Source organism: Pseudophaeobacter flagellatus (assembly GCF_021228235.1).
In the GTDB taxonomy this organism is placed as follows: Bacteria; Pseudomonadota; Alphaproteobacteria; order Rhodobacterales; family Rhodobacteraceae; genus Pseudophaeobacter; species Pseudophaeobacter flagellatus.
Genome location: NZ_JAJQRG010000012.1, coordinates 44273 through 59774, shown reverse-complemented (window position 1 = coordinate 59774; position 15502 = coordinate 44273). Strand labels below are relative to the sequence as shown.

Sequence of the window (15502 nt, the reverse complement as noted above, 5' to 3'; positions counted from 1 at the left end):
GCAATACCGCTATGGTGCCTGACAGGTAATCAAGACAGCTGGGGGGCAGATTCTGTGACCAATCCCGTGCCCCGGCGCAGCAGTATAAAGAGCAGCCCATGCAACAGCGCGCACAGACACCGCCGACCCTGACTGGTTTTGCCAGCGGGCTTCGCCTCTGGATCGGGGTTCTGGTGCTGTTGCTGTTGGGGCTGCAGCCGCTGCGCGCCCAGGTGACGCTGGATCTGCGGGATGCGGATCTGCGCAATTTTGTCGAAATTGTCTCTGAGGCCACCGGGCGCAGCTTTGTGCTGGACCCGGACGTGCGCGGCACCGTGACGGTACTGGCACCGGATCAGATGTCGCCGCAGGATCTGTTCGAGGTGTTCCTTTCGGTGCTGGAACTGAACCGGCTGACCCTGGTTGAGGGCGCCGGGGCGGATCGTATTGTGCCAATGAATGTGGCGCGCGAGCTGTCTTCCGGTGGCAGTGCTGGGTTGCCCAGCGGGTTTGAAACCCGGGTGATCGCAGTGCGCGAGGTGCCGCTGCAAGAAGTGATCGAAGTGGTGCGACCGCTTCTGCCGCCCGAGGCGGTGATGACCGCGGTGCCCGGTGCCAAACGGCTGATCATTTCGGATCGCGGCGCCAACCTGAACCGGATTTCCCGGCTGATCGACCGGCTGGACCAGCCCCGCGCTGCGGCGCCGATTGAAATCATCCGGCTGAAAAATGCCAATGCCGCAGAGGTGCTGCAGGTGGTGCAATCGATGGATCTGATCCCCGAGGGCTCTTCGGTGAGTGTTGACCGGCGGTCCAACGCGCTGCTGATTTCAGGATCCGAAGCACTGCGCCACCGGGTGCGCACATTGGTGGATGAGCTGGATACCCAGCGCAATACCGTGGTGTCGCGCACCGTCCCGCTGAACTATGCCGATGCGGCGGCGATTGCCGATGTGGTGATGCGCACGCTGAATTCCGGCAGCGACAATGCTGCCAATCGGGCGCCGGTGCGCATCGTGCCGGAATTGCAGACCAATACCCTGCTTGTATCCGCCCCGCAGGAACGCATCGCCGAGATCGTGCAGATGGTGCGCTATCTCGATCAGCGGCCAACCCAGGTGCTGGTGGAAGCGGTGATTTTTGAAATGTCGGTCGAAGGCCTGTCGGATCTGTCGGTGCAGTTTGGCGCGGTGCTGAACAATGCGCTGGTGGGCGGGGCGCAGTTTGACCTGCCGGGCCGCAGCAGCCTGACCAATTTGATTTCTTCGGTCAGCAATGGGGCCGCCCCGGCGCTGGGGGCTGGCGGTGTCTTTGGCGGGGCGCGGCGCAACAGCAGTGGTGATGGCATCGTGGGGCTGATCACTGCCATTGCCACGGTGAATTCCACCCGGTTGCTCTCGACGCCCTCGATCCTGACCCTGAACAATCAAGAAGCCGAAATCGTGGTGGCGCAGAACGTGCCCTTTGTCACCGGCAGTTATTCCACCGTCAGCGATGGCAGTTCGGTGGATAACCCGTTTCAGACCATCGAACGCCAGGATGTGGGCCTGACCCTGAATGTGACGCCGCAGATCAATGCTGATCGCACCGTGCGCATGGTGATCAAGCAGGAAGTCTCTAACCTGACCAATTCCACCGCCTCTTCGGGGGGGGAAATCACCGCGCGGCGCTCGCTATCGACCACGGCGCTGGTGCGCGATGGCAATGTGATCATGCTGGGCGGCCTGCTTGAAAATGGCTCGGGCGGCAGCAACCAGAAGGTGCCCGGCCTGGCCGAGCTGCCATTGGTGGGCGGGCTGTTTCGCGGCAAGAACAGCAACAGCAATCAGCGGGTGCTCTTGGTGCTGCTGCGTCCCCAGGTGGTGTCAAACGAGGCGGAAGCCCAGCGGATCAGCCGTCAGATCAGTCGCAAGGCGCAGGAGGTGAGCGCCAGCATTGCCCCGATTGAGGATGGCCGCTTTCCCTATAATGGCCAGGGAGCGCTGCCCTTTGACGGGGCCGATTTGAACCAGCCTTTTGATGCCGGCTTTATTGATGATGTGGCGCAGCAGCGGAACTTTCCGCCGCTGCCCAGCAGGCTGCGGTTTGGCAGTGGCAACTAGGCTGCCCTTTGCCTTTGCCCGTGACCAGCAGGTGGTGCTGGACGGGACGACCCTGCTGGCGGGGCCGGGGGGGACACAGCTGGGCCTGCGCGAGGCGCAGCGCCGGGTTGGCCTGGCGCTTGATCTGCGCTTTCAGCTGCTGGAGCAGGCTGATTTTGATGCCGCCCTGGCACGGGTCTACCGTGAAGCCAGCCTGCCCGCCGAAACCGCGCTGAGCTTTGATCTGGAAGAGCAGGCCTTTGCCCGCCGGCAGCGGGATCTGCTGGATGAGCCGGGCGATGCGCCAGTGATCACCCTGGTCAATCAGCTCTTGGCGCGGGCAGTGCAAAGCGGGGCGTCGGACCTGCATATTGAACCGCATGAAGCCGGTCTCAGGGTGCGCATGCGCATCGACGGGGTCTTGCAAGAGGTGATGGATCGCGCCGATGTACCGGTGCGCCGGATCGTGTCGCGGTTGAAGGTCATGGCGGGGCTGGATATCGCGGAAACCCGGCTGCCGCAGGATGGGCGCATCCCGCTGGCGCTGGCGGGGCGGCAGATCGACACCCGGGTTTCTGCGCTGCCCGGTCACTACGGTGAACGCATCGTGCTGCGGATTCTTGACCGCTCAACCGGGCTGCGCCCGCTGCAGGATCTGGGGCTGTCGGATCAACAACAGGCTCTGTTACAGCGACTTTCTGGCTTTCCCAACGGAATAATCCTGGCCACTGGCCCCACCGGGGCGGGCAAGACCACGACGCTCTATTCGCTGTTGCAACTGGCGGATCGCGCCGAGCGCAATATCGTCACGGTGGAAGATCCGATCGAATATGACCTGCCCGGCATCAGCCAGAGCCAGATCAACGCCGAGATCGGCATGAGCTTTGCCGCCGGGCTGCGCGCCACGCTGCGGCAGGATCCGGATGTCATTCTGGTGGGGGAAATTCGCGATCAGGAAACAGCCCAGACGGCGGCCCAGGCGGCGCTGACCGGACATCTGGTGTTTTCCTCGCTACATGCCAATAGCTCTATCGGGGCGATTGTGCGGCTGCGGGATCTTGGGCTGGACAATTTCCTGATCGCCGCCAGCCTGCGCGGGGTGATTGCCCAGCGTCTGCTGCGTCGCCTGTGTCGCCAGTGTCGTGCGCCGCAACGCATCGATGACGCCGAACAGGCCCGCATTGCTGCGCTGTTCCAGCGGCATGCGGTGGCGCTGCCGGGCCAGATTCAGGCCCCGGTGGGCTGTGCCGCCTGTGGTGGCTCTGGTCATGCCGGGCGTATCGGTATTTTTGAAATGGCTGAAATCACCGCTGAAATCACCGCTGCGATTGATCGCGGTGCCCCCGAGAGCGAGCTGAAGGCGCTGGCGCTGGAGGTCACAGAGACGCTGACAGGCCAGGCGCTGCAGGCGGTGGCTCTGGGCGAGGTCAGCCTGCAAGAGGCCCTGCGGGTGGTCGGGGATGTGATGTGAAGGCCTATCGCTACATCGCCTATACCGATACCGGGCGACGGCGCAGCGGTACGGTTGTGGCCGAAACCGAAAGCGATGCCAGTCGTCAGCTGGCGGCGCTGGATCTGTTTGTCGCAGAGCTGGCAGAGGCCCGCCGCCAGCCTGCATTCCAGCCCGCCCCGCAAGAGACAGGCGCCGATCAACCGTCAGATCCGGCAGGCGGGCCTATCGCCGCCCGGCAAGAGGCGGGCAAGACCATGCTTTGGGCCCCATGGCGCCAGCGGCTGAACCCGGAATTGCAGCTGGTCTTTACCCGCCAGATGGCGGTGATGCTGGAGGCCGAGCTGCCGGTCGATGCTGCCCTGGAGGCGGTGCGCAGTGCGGGCCACTCCAGTCTGGATGCCATGGCCGCTGATGCCCGTGCTGCCCTGCTGGATGGGGCCAGCCTGTGTCAGGCGCTGGATCAGACCGGGGCCGGCTTTGCCCCCTATTATCTGGCGGCCCTGCGCGCCGGGGAAAGCGCCGGAGAGCTGGCCTCGGTCTTTACCGCCCTGGCCGATCATCTGGAACAATTGGGCAGCGACAAGGCGCAGATTGCCACCGCGCTGGTTTATCCCGGATTTGTCGCCGCTGTGTCCTTGCTGGTCTGTGCCATTCTGATGGTCAATGTCGCGCCCGAGATCGTGGCTCTGTTTGAGCTCTCGGGGCGGGATCTGCCACCGCTGACCCAGGCGGTGCTGGCGGTTTCGGATTTCATCCGCGATCAGGCGGAGCTGATTGGCCTGGGGGTCTTGGCAGTCTTGCTGTTTCTGGCCTTGGTGCCACGGATGCCTGGGCTGCGCCAGCGGCGCGACCGGCTGCTGCTGCGGGTGCCGCTGGTGGGCCGGCTGATGCGGCTGTCGGCAGCGGTGCAATATCTGCGCACCCTGGCCCTGGTGTTGGGCGCGCGCCATGCGGTTCTCAGCGCCACCGACAGCGCCACCGAGGTGCTCTCGGTGGCGCTGTTCCACGCTGAGGGCCGCGCCGTCACTCGTCGGGTGCAGCAGGGCGAAAGCCTGTCCTCGGCGCTGGCGCAGCTGTCCTGTCTGCCGCCGGTGGCGCGCCAGCTGATTGCGGCGGGCGAGGTCTCGGTTAGATTGGCCCCGATGAGCGCCCGCGCCGCTGCCCTGGTGGAACATCGCTTATCGAGCGAACGAAAGCGCATTGCCGCCTTGTTAGAGCCTGCCTTGATGATGTTGGTGGGCGGGATGGTACTGGTAATTGTCCTGGCGGTGCTGCTGCCGATCTTTGATCTGCAGGCGGTGGTGACAGGGTGATATGATCGAATTGACCGGGGCGAATGGATTGGGCCTGGCCGATCCTGTCGGGGCGGCAGCGGTGCATAGGCTCAGTCGACAAAGCCCAGCAATTCTGGCGCCCCACCCTGGCGCGAGACCCAGAGCCCCTGGCCATCAATCCGCATCACCTTGATATCGGCGCGCAGCGCATCACCTTGGCGCAGCAGCTGTTCGCCGCTGGGATGGTCAACGATGGCCCAGGTGGCATCACCTGCCTGCACCCGGCCTTTCAGCACATAGCCCAGGCTCTCGATCGGGGGCAGATCGGCGGAGGCGGAGAGCGGCTGCGGTTCTGCCGGGGTGGTCGCCGGGCGGGGCGGTTGCTTTTCACCAAACAGCGCTGGCCAGCGGGGCGGTGGGGCGCTGGTGGCCTGATCGGGGGCCAGGTTGGGGGCCTGATTGGCAGGGTGAGGGCGCATCAGATCTTGCCCGACAGCGGGCGCCGCTGCCAGATCCAGAGGCCCGTCTTGCGGCCCATTGAACAGCTGCCACAGCTGATAGCTGGCCAGCAGCGCCAGCAACAGGCAGGCAAAGGTCAAGAGGCGGGCAATCAGGCGCATGGGCTTCCTTGCTGGCGTTTTGGGCGGGGGCCGGAGTCAGCCCCTGACAACAAGAGGCGCATATGGGTCACAGATCTGGCCGCAGTCGTGCCTGCGGGCCGGCCCAGATAGACGGGCTGTGCTGAACATGGTAAATTTTCAGCCAAAGTTAAACAGAAAAAGAGCAGGCAATGCAGGTGATATCCATGACCAAATTCGCGATCATCAGCCTGAGCTTTGTAATCCTGGGCAGCTGTGGTGACAGCCTGGGGCCCCAGGCCGCGGGCAATGGCGGGTTTCATGCCAAATATGCGGTGGCGCGCAACGCGCTGGAAGGCGGCGATTACGCCCGCGCCAGCCGCAGCTATCAGCGCCTGATCACCCAGGCCGGCCCGCTGGCACCACGCCTGCAACTGGAATATGCCCATGCCGAACTGCGGGCCGGAAACTACGGCGAAGCGGCCCGGATTGCCGGCACCTTGGCCCAGGGGCAAAGCGGGGCTGCCCGGGGCGCGGCCCTGGCGGTGCAGGGCACGGCCCAGCATGAATTGGGGCTGGCGCTTTTGGCCAAGGGCGAGATCGCGCCCGGCAAGGCCCAGCTGACCCAGGCCAGCGCCGCTCTGGCAGAGGTACTGAAAGCGCGCGATGATCTGGATCCATTGGGATCCATGGCGGGACGGCGCGCCAGCATCGAGGCGCGGTTGCAAAAGCTGTAACCCCGGCCCAGCCTCATCCCATCCAGTTCCTTCCAATCAGGCGCGGGCACCGGTTGCAGGGCGGCCGGGCAAAACAGCGGGTCAGCGGGTCTGTGTTGTCGGGCTCAGGCTGATCCAGGCGGCGACCCGACCGGCTGCCGCCTCGCCCTCCAGCGCCTCGAGCCGGAAACTGTCGATGCGATAGCCCCAGGCCGGATGCGCCGTGCGGAGCCACTGGCCCAGCTGGATAAAATCGACCCGATCAAAGCGTAGATCAATGGCGCCGCCCTCCTGGACCGAAAGCGCGCTGAGCGGCTGACGCAGATGCGCCTCTATCAGGCCGGCCTCTATGCCGCTGGTGCCAATCGGCGTTTGCGAAATTGCAATATTCCCCTGATTTAGGCCCTGTTTTTCGGCAATACGCGCCATGATCCACTGTTCCAATGCGCGCAGTTCGGCCAGCTGGGTTTTGGCCTGCTGGTGGCGTTCCTGCAGCGGCAGGAGCAGGCCAAAACCAACCGCCAACAGGATCATCAGGCCTGCGCCACCCAGCAGCCGCCGTTCGCGCCGGGTAAGACGCAGAAGCAGGTCGATCAGCTTCGCGCTCATGGCTGTGGCTCCTGTATTGCCTTGGGGGAAGGCTCTCGATCTGTGATGACAAATTCGACATAGACGCCGCGCCGCGCCTCATCCACCCGTGACTTGGTCAAACTGGGGCTGAGCTGGGCCGCGCGCAGGGTCGCGGCCAGCTGGTCGGCGGCCGCAAAATCCGGCAGGCGCAGGGCCAAGAGCAGCCCCTCTCCGGCACGATAGCTGAGCAGATCAGGCCGCAGCCCCGCCGCCGCGACCTTCTGAGCCAGCCGCCCGGTCAGGTCTAGTGGATCGAAATGCGCCCCGGCAGCAGCGCTGTTGCGCTGCAGGTCGGCAAGGGCGCGGCTGACCTGAAGGCGGGCATCCAGAACCGGGCCACTTGGGACAAAATGCGCCCTGACCAGGGCCTGATTGCGGGCGGTCTGGGCGGCGATTTCAGCGCTGATCCGGGTCAGCTCGATCCACTGCCCTGCCGCCCAGAGCCCGGCGGCGAGGCAGGCGGCCAGCAGAGGCCAGCGCCAGGGCAGAACAGCTGCGGCCAGCCGGGCCCGGGCCGCCATCGGATTATGGCGCAGATCGCAGGCCAGTTCACCATGGGCAAAGCGTTCCGGCCGGGGCAGGTCCAGGGCTTTGGCCTCTTCGGGGCTGTGGATGAGGGCAATGTCATGGGCGCGGGCCACTGCGGTGATTTCGGCCAGTTCGGGTGCCTCTGGCGGCCCCAGCCACAGAATGGCCTGCGGTGGTGTGCTGGGGGCGGCCTGCAGGGCCTGATGCAGCATGGCCAGCCCCAGGGCGGGGCGGGCGCTGAAACCATCACCGGGCCCCAGCCGTGCCACCAGCAGCGGCAGAGTGGCGGCCGACCCTGCCCCAGACTGCAGCACAGGGTGCGGGCCAGGCTGGGCGGCGGGGGGCACGGCCGGGCCGGGCGCGACGATCTGCTCCAGCGTCAGGCTCCAGACCCCGGCCGCCGTGGGCAGGGTCAGGTAATCCGGCAGGACCGCCCGACCGGGGAGCTCTTGCAGGCTGTGCAGCCAGTCGCTGTCCCCGGCCAAGACCCGCGTCCAGCTGTCAAGACCGCGCGTCTGGCGCGACCGGATTGGATCTGTCTGTTGCGGCATAAAGGGGCGCAGGCTCAGGCTGTTTTGCCCCAGCCCGGTCTGGTCGGCCAATTGCCGCTTGGCCACCTGTTCGCGGGCCTGCCCCCGTAGCCCAGGCGGCAGGGCAAGACGCAGCAGCGGGATCTGGCTGCCCGGCACCGTGATCACCGTTTCCGGCGAGATCTGCGCCACCATCGCTGCAGAGAGTTGATCCTGGCGGATGATCTGGCCCCCCACCTGCCCATCCACCTGGCCCGCACCCTGGCCGGCACCCTGGGCAAGGTCCGGGCCCAAGGCGGAACCAGAAGCAGAGCCAGGCCTGGCCAGTTGGGCACTCTGGGCGGCGGGCATCAATCGGGGCTCCTGACGGTGGTCATTTGGGTCATTCGGCTTTCATTACGGGCTGCATCTGTCGATAGCATCCCGCCCGCGCAATGTCGCGTTTTTCTGCCGCGGATCTGGGATCTGTCAGGGGCGATAGGTCACCTGCCAGGCCAGTCTGGGGCGCGCGCCCCGGGTGCTGCGTTGCAGCAGGCTGATGCGGCGGGCATCAGAGTGATTCAGCCGGGCCTGGCTGTCGACGCGAAACCACTGGGATTGGACCGCCAGCTGATCAGCGCCCAGCGACGCAGGAGTTTCTTCGGGGGGATCCTCTGTCCCGGCATCGTTGTCAGAGCGGTCCTCTTGCGGCAGCCGGGCGGCGATCAGGAAACTGTCGACCGAGGCAAAGCCACTGCGATCGCGCAGGCGCAGCAGCCGGGCCAGGGCGGCGGGCGGCAGGTCAGGCAGAAAGCTGGCCAGCACCTCGGGGGGGGCGGTGTTGACATTCAGGCGGCTGTCACCGGGCAGGGCCGTGATCCAGGGCCGCAGCCGGGCATAGGCGCGCGGCGACAGCCCCGGAAGATCCGTTAGCTGATCGGCGCTGAGCAGCGGGCCGCCCACCGGATCCTGCGGCGGATCCATCTGCCGCCAGCGGCTCTGGCCCTTGGACCGGGCACCGGGGGTGACAAAGCTGCGGATCTCGGTGGCAATCTGCGGTGCCAGGCCAAGCCGCGCCAGCAATCGCCCAAAGGCAGCCTGCGCCAAGGGATTGTCCGGGTTGCTGAGCCAGTTGATATTGAACCGGCCCTGCAGATCCCGGATCTGGCCAGAGACCTCACCGCGCTCCAGCGCCAGTGGCGGCCTGGGCCGCGCCCAGGCTTCGCCCAGGTGATCGGTGCTGCCGCCATCCCGGGCCAGCTGTGTCAGTGCCAGCGTATCATAGGCATCCAGCGCCAGCATTAGCTGATCCGCCTCTAGCCCCGCCTCTAGCCGACTGCGCCCCTGTTCGGCCCGGGCCAGTAGCAGGGTCGCCAAGGCCGCCAGCGCCGCGACCAGGACCAGGGCATTGACCAGCACAAACCCGTGATCGCCGGACCTGCCCCCAGTGTGGCGCACCGGGCTCATTTCAGGCTCTCTATAAGGGATATTTCGCCAAAATCCCCGGTGACCAGGGTTAGTTCTACCGCCAGGGGCAGGGTGCTGGAATAGACCTCTCTGACGATTCCGGCCCGGTCGTCATCGCTGACAGCACCGGCCTGAAGCCCATGCGCCTGCGCCCCGGCGACCCAGCCGATCTGCGGCCAATAGCTGCGCAGGCGCAGATCCTGCACCCCGCCAAGCCGGGTCTCCAGCCCGGTTGCAACCTGATGATAGGAGCTGCGGTCGGCGGGCATCAGGCTGAACCAGACTGCCCGGCTCAGCTGGCCATTTTGCAGCTGCCATTCCACCCGACCGGTGGCCAGCCCGCTGGCGGGCTGTCTGCTCTGCTGTCCGCTCGGGGGCAGGGGGCTGTCGAACTGCGCCATTCCGCCTCGGGACAGGGTCAGCCGCACCGCATTTTCCTGGCGGGAAAATCCAAGGGCGCTGCGGGGCGCGCCGCGGTCGGGCGGGTAAAACAGCATTGGCACCAGCGCCGCCAGATCGGCGCGCAGCAGGCTGGTCAGCTCACTCAGGGCGGCGCTCTGGTCGGCGCGCGCGGTTAGATCGGCGCGCATGCGCATCATCCCGGTGAGCGCCTGAGCCCCCATCACCGCCACCAGCGCAAAGAGCCCCATAGCCAGGACCAGCTCGATCAGGCTGAGCCCCTGATCATCGGTTTGATCCCTGACTGCAACACCGGGCGGTGGCCTCTGCGGCCGGGGGGCTGTCGCGGCGCGGCGCGTCATTGGCGCGGCTCTGGCGACAGATAGAGAAACAGCTGCGCCCCCGCGCCCTGGGTACTGCGGGCGATGATCTCGGTCTTGATCAAGCCACCGGCGGTGATCTCTTGCCGGGTTGTCAGAAGGAATTGCTGCCCCCCCTGGCTGACCTCGGCGGGCAGAGCCGGGCCTGCACCGGCATAGAGCTGCAGCTCTTCGGCGCGGTTGCGGGCGGCAATGCGGGCCAGAAGGCGTGGGGTCTCGCCGCCAATGGCAAGGCGCGATTGATCGCTGGCCCGCAGCGCCGCCAGGGTACCAAGCGCCAGCACCAGAATGGCCAGGGCCAGCTCGATCAGGGTGAACCCCCGGCTGGAGCGTTTCAAAAAGTGCTGCATGTCAGCCCCGTCCAGCCATCGCTGCGACAGCTGGCCTGTCGCCCGCCCCCCCGCTGGGAAAACCGGATCACAAAGGCCGAGCTGCGCCCATCGGCAAGAAACTGGATCTGCGGGCTATCCGTCGCGCGGCTGGCAGCGCGGCCCAAGCTGGCAAAGACCACCCGCCCCTGCCAGCGCAGCTGCTGCGGCGAGAGCTGCCAGTCGGGCTGCTGCTGATCGTTGAGCTCCCGTCTGGCCTGGCGCATCCCGCGGGCATCCACTGCCAGCCCGGCTGTGACCTGCCCGGTGATGGCCCGCTGGCGCAGCGCTGTGTATTGCCGTTGAAACAATGTCATGTCGCGGTCTGCCGCCGCACTGCCACGGGGCAGGGCCAGGCTGGCACCAAAGGCCAGTACCGACAGAATGGCAATACAGACAAGTAGCTCTATCAGGGTAAAACCGGCGGTTTCAGTCTGGAAATCAGGCTCTATTGCAGGGTCCATGAGCCGATATCCTGATCTGCCCCCGTGCCCCCGGCCTGACCATTGGCACCATAGCTGAAGATGTCGAACTCCTCATGCACCCCGGGCGAGAGATACTGATAGGGCTGGCCCCAGGGATCCATCGGCAGCCGATCCATATAGCCGCCCTCGGCCCAGTTGGCGGGGAGGGGATCGCTGCTGGGGCGGCTGACCAGCGCCTGCAGCCCCTGTTCGGTGGTTGGATAGCGGAAATTGTCCAACCGGTAGAGTTTGACGGCGCTGACCACCGAGGCGATATCGGCGCGGGCGCGGGCGGCGCGGGCCTGATCGGGGCGGTCAATCACCCGCGGCACCACCACCAGCGCCAGGATCGACAGAATCACCACCACCACCATCAGCTCTAGCAGGGAAAACCCGGCGTCGCCTGCTTGGCGGTCAGGTCGGCGGTCAGGCCTATGGGCTGGCGTATGAGCGGGGCGAGGCGCAGCCTGATCGCAGCGGCGGCGCGCAAAACAGACAGGAAAAACAGAGACCATGGGTGACTTTCATTTGCTTGCCCGCATGATAAGGGAGGGCGGGAAGACTTGTCCATCATCCGCCGGTCGCGTGCCGTGAAAACCTGCCTCTGATGGCAAGAACAGCCAGGGCCAGGTCGGCTGCGACAGCGCAGACAAAAGGAAAGACACGCGGCATGACCCCGGATCAGGATATATGGCCCTTGGGGCTGACGCTGTTCCTGTTGCTTCTGGCGCCGGCCTTAGGATCCTTTCTGGGCGTCCTGGTTGATCGCCTGCCGCGGGGCGAAGATGTGGTGCGCGCGCCCTCATGCTGTCGCAGCTGCGGTGGGCGGCTGGCGCTCCGGGATCTGGTGCCGATCCTGTCTTTTGTCTGGTCGCGGGGGCTGTGCCGATCCTGTGGCGCGCCGATCCCCGCCTGGCAGCTCTACCTGGAGATTGCGGCCACCGGGGCGGCAGTGCTGGCGCTGGCGGCGGCGGGCGGCAGCGCGGCGGTGCTGTTTTCCTGCCTCTTCCTCTGGGGGCTACTGGCCCTGGCGGTGAGTGATCTTTTGTGGCTGCGCCTGCCGGATCTGCTGACGGTCGGCCTGGCCCTGGGGGTGCTGGCCTTTTCCGCCTTTGGTGGCGGCGGGCAGGGCGGGGCGCAGGATCTGGGGCAGGCGGTGCTGGGGGCAGTGCTGGGCAGCGGCAGTTTCTGGGCCCTGCGGCGGGGCTATCGCTGGCTGCGCCAGCGCGAGGGACTGGGGTTGGGCGATGTCAAGCTGATGCTGGGGCTGGGGGCCTTTGCCGGGCCGTTTGATCTGCCGCTGCTGGTCCTGATCGCGGCGCTGCTGGGGCTGGGGGCCGGGGTGACCGGCTGGCGAAGGGGCAGGGTAAAGGCGGGGCGGGGCGCAGAAGCCCCGCCCGCCCTGGGCCAACAGGCGCTGCCCTTTGGCACCGCCCTTTGTGGCGCGGGGTTTGTGATCTGGCTGCTGCGCGCAACAGGTGTCCTGCCCGGCTAACCGGGCAACAGGACCGGATTGTTTGATCTTGCCGCGCCCTGGCCTTAGGCTCCGGCTGCAGCCTGCCCGGAGCCTATTGGCAGCTTTCCTTCAAACCTTTTGAAACGTGAGACAGATGGCGATTTTCAAGACCTTTTGGTACTTTTCCCGCAAGCTCCTGCCCCTGAGCCTGTGTTTCGTGCTGCCACCTCTGGTGCTTGGTGCGCAAGAGGCTGACCCTGCTCCGGCTGCTGTTCCGGTGCCGAGCGCGCCCCTGACCGTGACCGCGACGGAAACAGGGCCAGAAGAACCCGCCCTGAACAAAGACCCTGCCCTGGACATGGTGGCCGTCGAAGCGGCCTGGGCGGCGGGTGATTTTGCCAGGGTGCGCCAGGGGCTGAAACAGCTGGCCAGCGAAGGCGGCGGGCCACTGGTGCAGTATCGCTATGGTCGGGTGCTGCTGGAGGGCCGCGGCGGGCCACAGGATCTGGCGGCCGCACAAGACTGGCTGGAACGCGCTGCGGCGCAGAACCAGCTGCCCGCCGCGGTGCTGCTGGCGCGGCTTTACCTGCAGCCACCGCCGGGCTTCCCCGCAGCAGACCCCGGGCGCGCGGCAGTGCTGCTGCGCCGGGCTGCGGTACGCGGCGACCCGGCGGCGCAGTATTACCTGGGCCTGCTCTATAGTACCGGGCAGGGGGTCACCGCGGATCCGATAGAGGCGCAGACCTGGATGCAGGTCGCGGCAGAAAACGGCGAAGCCGAGGCCCAGTTTCTGCTGAGCCAGGCCTATGCCAGCGGCGCGGGGTCCTCGCCAGAGGCAGGTACATCAAAGGCGGGCACATCAGAATCGGGCGCGCTGGCCCCGCACAAAGGGCTGGGGCTGGCCAAAGATCCGGCAGCGGCGCTGCGCTGGCTGCAGGCGGCGGCCCGGGCGGGCCATGGCGAGGCCCAGTATTATCTGGCCTATGCGCTGGATCGTGGCCAGGGGGTCGCGCGCAACCCGGCGGATGCGCTCAACTGGCTGCGCCGCGCCGCCGAAGGCGGCTTTCTGCGCGCACAGGTGGCTTTGGGCCAAAAATATCTCAAGGGCGACGGGGTCACGGCCAACCCGGATGAGGCGCTGCGCTGGCTGGCGCTCGGGGTTGGGGCGGGGGATCTGGCAGCGACGGAAGCGCTGGGGCTGGCCCTGCTGGGCGGCAGCGGGATTGCCCGCAATCCGCAACAGGCCTGGAGCCTGCTGAGCCAGGCCGCCGCGGCAGGCTCGCCCCGCGCCAGTTACGCTCTGGGGCAGATGCTGGAACAGGGGCTGGCAGAGGCCGCCGAGCAAGGCACCGCACTGGATCAGGCGGTCCAGATGTATCGCCAGGCGGTGGAGCAGGGCAGCCAGGAGGCCCTGTTGCATCTGGGAACAATGACCCTGAGCGGGCAGCTGGACGGCAGCATGGCACCGCACCGCATGGTGCCCTGGGTTGCCGCCTTGCGGAACGCAGCACCGCAGGACAGCGCCGCCGCCGCCGATTGGCTGCGTGGCCAGGCCGAGGCGGGGCTGCGCCCGGCTCAGCTGGCCTGGGGCCAGTGGCTGCTGGCAGAGGATCCGGCAGCGGCGGCCCCCTGGCTGCTGCAGGCGGCCCAGCGGGGCGCGACGCAGGCCCAGCATCAGCTGGGGCGGCTGTATATTCAGGGCGAAGGCGTCTCGCAGGACTATGTGCAGGCGCATAAATGGCTCAATATCGCCGCCGCAGGCGGCAGCAGCGCAGCGCTGGAAATGCGCGCCACCGTTGCCGATCTGATGACCCCCGAGCAGGTGGCCGAGGCCCAGACCCAGGTGCGCACTTTCTTTGCCGCATCCCAGCCAGAGCGGGGCACAGAATGAGCCGAGACATCAGACCAGACAGGCGCCAACAGCAGGCGCTGGCGCTCTTGGGGCTGACCTCGGCGCTGTGGCTGTCCGGCGGGATGGCCCTGGGAGAGACACAGGAGCAGGGCGCCCCCCCGGCTGCCCTGGTGGGGTCTCTGGTAGATCCCTTGGTGGATCCCCTGGCGGATCTGCGTGCCAAGGCCCAGGCAGGCGAGGCGCAGGCGCAGTATCAGCTGGGGGATGAATTGCAGCGCGGCCGCCTGCTGGTGCAGGACCACGCGGCGGCGGTTGCCTGGTTCTTGCGCGCATCCGAACAGGGCCACAGTGGCGCGCAGACGCGCCTGGGACAGATCTATCTACAGGGGCTGGGCGTCGCGGCAGATCCGGCCCGCGCCCTGCAGTTTCTGGAACAGGCCGCTGAAAGTGGCGCAGCCGAGCCGCTGTTCTATCTGGCCAGTCTGCTGGAACAGGCCGCCGCACCGCTGGCCGATCCGGCCCGCGCCGCCCGGCTTTATCAGCAGGCGGCAAAGCTGGGCCATATGGATGCGGCGGTCAGCCTGGGGGTGCTCTATCAGAATGGCACCGGGGTGGTGCAGGATCTGGAGCGGGCGCACCAACTCTATCAGGCACCAGCGGCGGCCGGCCATCCCCGGGCGCTGAACAATCTGGGCCTGCTCTATGTGCGCGAGACCGGGCCAGAGCAGGACTATGGCCGCGCCGCACTGCTGTTTCAGGCAGCGGCTGATCAGGGGCTGGCGGTTGCCTTGAACAATCTGGGCACCCTTTATGAAAATGGCTTTGGCGTGGCGCTGGACGAGGCGCGCGCACAGGCGCTTTATCGACAGGCCGCGGATCTGGCGCGGGGTGGGGCGGACCTGATCCAGACCACGGCAGCCGGGGCGATCTATGATCCCAGCCTGGAGCGGCCCGCGCGTGCTGCTGCCGATCTGCAGCAGCTGCAGCAGCAGGCCAAGGCGGGCGATCCGGTGGCGCAGTTCCAGCTGGGCTGGCTGATCCTGCAACCGGAAACCGCAGCCTCGCGCCGGGAGGAACTGCTGGCGGTACAGCTGTTGCAGGCGGCGGCCCAGGCCGGGCAGGCAGCGGCGATGGTCAATCTGGCGCTGCTCTATGTCGAGGGACGCCTGCTGCCGCAGGATCACATGCTGGCCTATATGTGGCTGGTGCTGGCCATTGCCGCCGGTGAGCCAGGTCTGGCGGCCCAGGCCAGCGATCTGGCCGCAAGCCTGGCCAGACAGATCCCGGCGGCGCAGATCCTGCAAGCCCAGAGCCGGGCGCAAAATCTGGCCCAGAACCGGAGCCGCTAAGCCGGTCCTATCGCCCAGT

General features: G+C 66.8%; 15 protein-coding genes. 7 read left to right on the top strand and 8 right to left on the bottom strand.

Annotation, left to right across the window (positions count from 1 at the left end; translation table 11 throughout):
- The first annotated feature begins 98 nt into the window (after positions 1-98).
- From gspD to LRK71_RS18425, 3 genes are read left to right on the top strand one after another with little or no spacing between them, the layout of a single operon-like run.
- Positions 99-2081, top strand: a complete 1983-nt coding sequence (gene gspD, locus LRK71_RS18435; protein ID WP_232405436.1) for a type II secretion system secretin GspD — start codon at positions 99-101, stop codon at positions 2079-2081.
- Positions 2071-3531, top strand: a complete 1461-nt coding sequence (locus tag LRK71_RS18430; RefSeq protein ID WP_232405459.1) for a GspE/PulE family protein — start codon at positions 2071-2073, stop codon at positions 3529-3531. The genes gspD and LRK71_RS18430 overlap by 11 nt, the downstream gene beginning before the upstream one ends.
- Positions 3528-4826, top strand: a complete 1299-nt coding sequence (locus tag LRK71_RS18425; RefSeq protein ID WP_232405435.1) for a type II secretion system F family protein — start codon at positions 3528-3530, stop codon at positions 4824-4826. The genes LRK71_RS18430 and LRK71_RS18425 overlap by 4 nt, the downstream gene beginning before the upstream one ends.
- Positions 4827-4897: 71 nt before the next feature.
- On the opposite strand, the gene LRK71_RS18420 is transcribed toward LRK71_RS18425, so the two are convergent.
- Positions 4898-5407, bottom strand: a complete 510-nt coding sequence (locus LRK71_RS18420; RefSeq protein ID WP_232405434.1) for a type II secretion system protein N — start codon at positions 5405-5407, stop codon at positions 4898-4900.
- 185 nt (positions 5408-5592) lie between these two features.
- On the opposite strand from LRK71_RS18420, the gene LRK71_RS18415 reads away from it, so the two are divergent.
- The gene (locus LRK71_RS18415; RefSeq protein ID WP_232405433.1) at positions 5593-6102 is read left to right on the top strand and encodes an outer membrane protein assembly factor BamD; all 510 of its coding nucleotides are present in this window, start codon (positions 5593-5595) and stop codon (positions 6100-6102) included.
- A gap of 81 nt (positions 6103-6183) precedes the next feature.
- Here the strand turns inward: LRK71_RS18415 and LRK71_RS18410 are convergent, their stop codons facing one another.
- From LRK71_RS18410 to gspG, 7 genes are all read right to left on the bottom strand, one after another.
- Positions 6184-6690 (bottom strand): type II secretion system protein M, encoded by a 507-nt coding sequence (locus LRK71_RS18410; RefSeq protein ID WP_232405432.1) that lies wholly within the window; start codon positions 6688-6690, stop codon positions 6184-6186.
- Entirely contained in the window at positions 6687-8120 is a 1434-nt protein-coding gene (gspL, locus tag LRK71_RS18405) for a type II secretion system protein GspL (protein ID WP_232405431.1), read from the bottom strand. The genes LRK71_RS18410 and gspL overlap by 4 nt, the downstream gene beginning before the upstream one ends.
- 117 nt (positions 8121-8237) lie before the next feature.
- Positions 8238-9215, bottom strand: a complete 978-nt coding sequence (gene gspK / locus LRK71_RS18400) for a type II secretion system minor pseudopilin GspK (protein WP_232405430.1) — start codon at positions 9213-9215, stop codon at positions 8238-8240.
- The gene (locus tag LRK71_RS18395; RefSeq protein ID WP_232405429.1) at positions 9212-9976 is read right to left on the bottom strand and encodes a type II secretion system protein GspJ; all 765 of its coding nucleotides are present in this window, start codon (positions 9974-9976) and stop codon (positions 9212-9214) included. The genes gspK and LRK71_RS18395 overlap by 4 nt, the downstream gene beginning before the upstream one ends.
- On the bottom strand, positions 9973-10344 hold the full coding sequence (locus LRK71_RS18390) for a prepilin-type N-terminal cleavage/methylation domain-containing protein (protein WP_232405428.1): 372 nt from the start codon (positions 10342-10344) through the stop codon (positions 9973-9975). The genes LRK71_RS18395 and LRK71_RS18390 overlap by 4 nt, the downstream gene beginning before the upstream one ends.
- Positions 10329-10826 (bottom strand): prepilin-type N-terminal cleavage/methylation domain-containing protein, encoded by a 498-nt coding sequence (locus LRK71_RS18385; protein WP_232405427.1) that lies wholly within the window; start codon positions 10824-10826, stop codon positions 10329-10331. Before LRK71_RS18385 ends, LRK71_RS18390 begins: the two co-directional genes overlap by 16 nt.
- Complete coding sequence (gspG, locus tag LRK71_RS18380; protein ID WP_269751805.1) at positions 10811-11341, bottom strand: type II secretion system major pseudopilin GspG; 531 nt, start codon at positions 11339-11341, stop codon at positions 10811-10813. The genes LRK71_RS18385 and gspG overlap by 16 nt, the downstream gene beginning before the upstream one ends.
- A gap of 155 nt (positions 11342-11496) precedes the next feature.
- Here gspG and LRK71_RS18375 point away from each other — a divergent pair, with 155 nt between their 5' ends.
- The 3 genes from LRK71_RS18375 to LRK71_RS18365 all read left to right on the top strand — a co-directional run bounded on the left by LRK71_RS18375 (position 11497) and on the right by LRK71_RS18365 (position 15483).
- Positions 11497-12321 carry a prepilin peptidase gene (locus tag LRK71_RS18375; protein WP_232405426.1) on the top strand — a complete coding sequence of 275 codons (825 nt, stop codon included), beginning with the start codon at positions 11497-11499 and terminating at the stop codon, positions 12319-12321.
- A gap of 115 nt (positions 12322-12436) precedes the next feature.
- Positions 12437-14173 carry an SEL1-like repeat protein gene (locus LRK71_RS18370; protein WP_232405425.1) on the top strand — a complete coding sequence of 579 codons (1737 nt, stop codon included), beginning with the start codon at positions 12437-12439 and terminating at the stop codon, positions 14171-14173.
- A complete protein-coding gene (locus tag LRK71_RS18365) occupies positions 14170-15483 on the top strand; it encodes an SEL1-like repeat protein (RefSeq protein ID WP_232405424.1) in 1314 nt (437 codons plus the stop codon). The genes LRK71_RS18370 and LRK71_RS18365 overlap by 4 nt, the downstream gene beginning before the upstream one ends.
- The last annotated feature ends 19 nt before the right edge of the window (positions 15484-15502 follow it).